General features: G+C 67.1%; 3 protein-coding genes. All 3 read right to left on the bottom strand.

The features are described 5' to 3' along the window. On the bottom strand, positions 1 to 1251 hold a 1251-nt coding region (locus tag VFG33_RS12720; protein WP_325025846.1), incomplete at its 3' end, for an aldehyde dehydrogenase family protein. Next, a complete protein-coding gene (locus VFG33_RS12725; RefSeq protein WP_325025847.1) occupies positions 1248 to 2081 on the bottom strand; it encodes an ATP-binding cassette domain-containing protein in 834 nt (277 codons plus the stop codon). The genes VFG33_RS12720 and VFG33_RS12725, both read right to left, overlap by 4 nt. A gap of 128 nt (positions 2082 to 2209) precedes the next feature. Continuing rightward, the coding region (locus tag VFG33_RS12730; RefSeq protein WP_325025849.1) for an ABC transporter ATP-binding protein at positions 2210 to 2950 on the bottom strand (741 nt) is incomplete at its 5' end.

Below are 2950 nucleotides of genomic sequence, written 5' to 3' on the forward strand. Positions count from 1 at the left end.
CGTCGTGGTGCCCGTGTCGCTGGCGCTGGTGCTGGGCGTCGTGGTGCCCGTGTCGCTGGCGCTGGTGCTGGGCGTCGTGGTGCCCGCGTCGCTGGCGCTGGTGCTGGTCGCGCTGGTGGTGTCGGCGGCGGCAGTGGGGCTAGTGGAGGTAGTGGGTGGGTAGGCGAGGGTGGCGCCGGCGGTTAGGGCTTCGTTGATCCAGGTGCGGACTCGGGTGGTGGAGCGGGGGTCGATCAGGGCCGCTACTCGGGTGGTCTCGTTGCGGGGGTCGCCGACTACCACCGAGGCGAGGCGCTGCTGGATCTTCTCTAGCAGGTCGGCGCGGATTGACTCGACGGCGATGACGCGTTGAACCGAGATGCAGGCTTGGCCGGAGGCGTAGTACCCACCCCGTACTACGGCGTCGGCTGCTGCGTCGAGGTCGGCGTCTTCCGCGACTACTAGGGCTGAGTTTGAGCCGAGTTCCAGGAGGACCTTGGTGGGTGCTGCGTCGCGGGCGATCTGGTGACCGACTGCGGCTGATCCGGTGAAGGAGACAGCACCGATTCGGCGGTCGGTGGTCAAGCTGGAGCCGACCTCTACTCCCCCGGTAACCAGTTGCACCGCTGACGCAGGTCCGCCGGCGGCGACGAGGGCTTCGCGGATGAGGTGGACCAGCCAGAGCGTCGCAAGCGGAGTCTGGGGCGCGGGTTTGATGATGATCGGGCAACCGGCCGCGAGGGCGGGAGCGATCTTGTGCGACGCCAGAAGTAGCGGGTAGTTGAAGCCGGTGATCCCGATGACCACGCCTATCGGCTTCCGTACCCAGAAACCCATCAGCCCGTCTCCGCTTGGCAGGAGGTCGAGCGGAACGGTTTCGCCGTGGAGCCTCGCCACTTCCTCCGCTGAGGTTTGCAGGGTGAGGAGGGTGCGCTCGAGCTCTACCCGGCAGTCGACGAGCGGCTTGCCGGTCTCGAGGACGAGCAGATCGATGAAGGCGTCGCGGTGTTGGGAGACGGCAGAGAGCGCTCCCTGAAGCGCTGACCTGCGCACATGCGAAGGCAGGCGGCCAACCTCGGAACGCGAAGAGAGCGCGATCTCGAGAGCCCGACGAGCCAGCCCGACATCTCCCACGGGCGCCTCCGCGACCACAGACCCGTCGTACGGGAAGTAAACCGGCGCCGTCGACGACACCTCAACCCACGACTCCCCCACCGGAAGCCCCGCAGGGAACGGTCGCTCGCCGACGGACGGAACTGAACGACTAGTCATGTGGGGTCCCCCTCTACTAGGTCGGCGGTGGTGGTGCCGGTTAGGGCTCGGGTGAGGGTGGGGATGGAGGAGACCAGGCGGCGGGTGTAGGCGTGGCGGGGGGCAGCGTAGACGTCGCCGGTGTAGCCGGTTTCCACGATTTCGCCGGCGTGCATCACGGCGACGCGGTTGCAGACGTGTTTGATCACGGAGAGGTCGTGGGAGACGAAGATCAGGGTCAGGTTGAGTTCGTCGACGAGGTCCGAGATGAGGTTCAGGACCTGGGCTCGGACGGAGACGTCGAGAGCGCTCACTGGTTCGTCGGCGATCAGGATCCGGGGACGGGGTGCGATAGCGCGGGCGATCGAGATGCGCTGGCGTTGGCCGCCGGAGAACTGGTGTGGGTACCGGTCCCCCGCGTCCGCGGACAGACCAACAGCCTCGAGCAACTCGCGAACGCGCTCTCCCGAGGCGGGATGCCCTTGTACGACAAGAGGTTCGGCGATGATGTCGCGGACGCGCATCCGCGGATCGAGCGAGCTCATCGGGTCCTGGAAGACCAGTTGGAGGTTCTCGCGGAGGAAGCGGAGGCGGCGTTCGGGGAGGCGGGTGATGTCGGTGCCTTCGACAACGACCTGGCCGGAGGTTGCTCGATCCAGGGCGGCGATGATGCGGAGCAGGGTGGACTTGCCGCAGCCTGATTCGCCGACGATGCCGAAGCGCTCACCGGCCTGTACTTCGAGGCTGACCCCGCGCAGCGCGTGGACAACCGGTGCCGGGCGCAACAACGAAGTGCGAGGTCGGGGGTAGTCGCGCACGACCTCAGTCACCTTGATGATGGGCTCAGGCATGTGCCACCACCACGGGATCGGTCGCCTGGATGACGGGCTCGGGCGGGCGCCATCCAAGCCGGGGACGTGCAAGCCGCACGTCAGGCGAAGCCCAGTTCGCGGAGGTCACGGTCGCCTGGATTACGGGTTTAGGCATGGGAGACCTCTACCGTGGCGGTGGTGGCTGGGTGGTGGCAGGCGTAGCCGTGTTCGGCGGGGCCGCTCCAGGGTGGAAGGGTCGCGCAGAGGTCGGTGGCGTGGCGGCAGCGGGTTCGGAAAACGCAGCCGTCGGGGAACTGGCCGGCGGGAGGGACGTTGCCCGGGATGGTCGGCAGGCGGCGTTCGGCTGTCTCGAGGTCGGATGCAGCGAGAAGACCTTGGGTGTAGCGATGCCGGGGCCGGGTGAAGACCTCCTGAACGGGACCAGATTCGACCACCCGGCCGCCGTACATGACGAGGACGCGTTGGCAGACCGTCGCGACTACTGCCAGGTCGTGGGTGATGAACAGCAAGGCGGATTCGCGCGCCGCGACTCCGCGCATGATCAGGTCGAGGACCATCGCCTGGACTGTCACGTCCAAGGCTGTCGTCGGTTCGTCGCAGATGAGTAGTGCGGGATCGTTGGCCAGGGCAAGCGCTACGACTACTCGTTGCCGTTGGCCCCCAGATAGTTGATGCGGATAGGCACGCATCGTGCCGGCCAGGCCGACGAGTTCCAGCAACTCGAGAGCTGCGGCACGAGCAGCGCGACGGTTGGGTTTGGTGCGGTGGATCAGCATCGCCTCGGCGACCTGGTCGCCTACTCGCATGGTCGGGTTCAGTGCCGTCATCGGTTCCTGGAAGACCATGGCCAACTGCTGCCCGCGGACGCGAGACATCCGCCGCTCACT

Source organism: Kribbella sp. (genome assembly GCF_035687465.1).
Lineage (GTDB): Bacteria > Actinomycetota > Actinomycetes > Propionibacteriales > Kribbellaceae > Kribbella.

Coding starts and splice junctions, on each gene's coding strand:
- VFG33_RS12725 (WP_325025847.1), bottom strand. CDS start 2,081: ATGCCTGAGCCCATCATCAAGGTGACTGAGGTCGTGCGCGACTACCCC.